The sequence below is a fragment of the Nostoc sp. 2RC genome, assembly GCF_014222165.1.
In the GTDB taxonomy this organism is placed as follows: domain Bacteria; phylum Cyanobacteriota; class Cyanobacteriia; order Cyanobacteriales; family Nostocaceae; genus Nostoc; species Nostoc linckia.
On the sequence record NZ_JACKZU010000722.1, the window covers coordinates 1 to 1,151 of the forward strand.

Here is a 1,151-nt window from a genome sequence, read left to right on the forward strand (position 1 = left end):
GTGTGGGGAGAGAGGGGGGAAAGATTTCTTCCACATCCTCCCACACCTCCCACACCTCCCACACCTCCTGCTTGCCCCATGCCCTTTTACGATGTAAACTGCGAACCGAGAATCATTGTCCCGATACCAACGTCAGTGAAGATTTCTAAAAGTAGGGCGTGGGGAATGCGTCCATCGATAATGTGTGCTGCACGTACTCCTTGAGCAAGCGATCGCACGCAACAATTGACTTTAGGAATCATACCACCGCTAACTATACCAGCACTAATTAATTCGCGAGCTTCGCGAATATCTACTTTAGGAATTAAGGTAGATGGATCTTTATAATCTTTTAAAATACCTCTAGTGTCAGTTAATAAAATTAGCTTTTCTGCTCCTAATGCTGCGGCAATTTCTCCAGCCACAGTATCAGCATTAATGTTGTAAGCTTGTCCTGTTTCATCTGCGGCGACGCTGGATACTACCGGAATATAGCCATTATTAACGAGGGTTTCTAAAATTTTGATATCTACATTACTGACTTCCCCTACAAAACCGATGCCTTCTTGACCTTGGGGACGAGCTGTAATCAAATTACCATCTTTGCCGCAAAGTCCTACAGCTAAACCTCCAGCTTGGTTAATCAACGCCACAATTTCTTTATTAACCCGACCGACTAAAACCATTTCCACCACATCCATTGTGGGGGAATCGGTAACACGTAGACCATTCTTAAATTGCGGTTCAATTCCTAATTTATCTAACCAACTATTAATTTCTGGCCCGCCACCGTGGACTAGAATTGGCCGCAAGCCAACACAAGATAAAAATACAATGTCACGGATGACTTGATCTTTGAGGGTGCTATCTTTCATTGCTGCGCCACCATATTTAACAACAACAGTCCGGCCGGTGAACTGTTGAATGTAAGGTAGTGCTTCGCTTAGCACTTGCACGCGAGTGGCTTCAGCTTGCCTGATGTACTCACTATCATTAACCATTATGAGGAGCCGCCATTGAAAATTAAAACCTATTTCAGTCAGTGTAGAAGACTTTGGAACCTGTAACAATAAGTTATGGGGCATTGGGCATTGGGCTTTCTAGGAAGTGTGGGAGGTGTGGGAGGTGTGGGAGGAAGGAGGGGGAAGCATAAATTCTCTTTCCCCCCACAC

At 44.8% G+C, this 1,151-nt stretch carries 1 protein-coding gene; it reads right to left on the reverse strand.

Annotated features, from left to right (window positions below):
- Nucleotides 1-86 precede the first annotated feature (86 nt).
- Nucleotides 87-983: an acetylglutamate kinase gene (gene argB, locus GNE10_RS34660; RefSeq protein ID WP_185570524.1), complete on the reverse strand. Its 897-nt coding sequence runs from the start codon at nucleotides 981-983 to the stop codon at nucleotides 87-89.
- Nucleotides 984-1,151 lie beyond the last annotated feature (168 nt).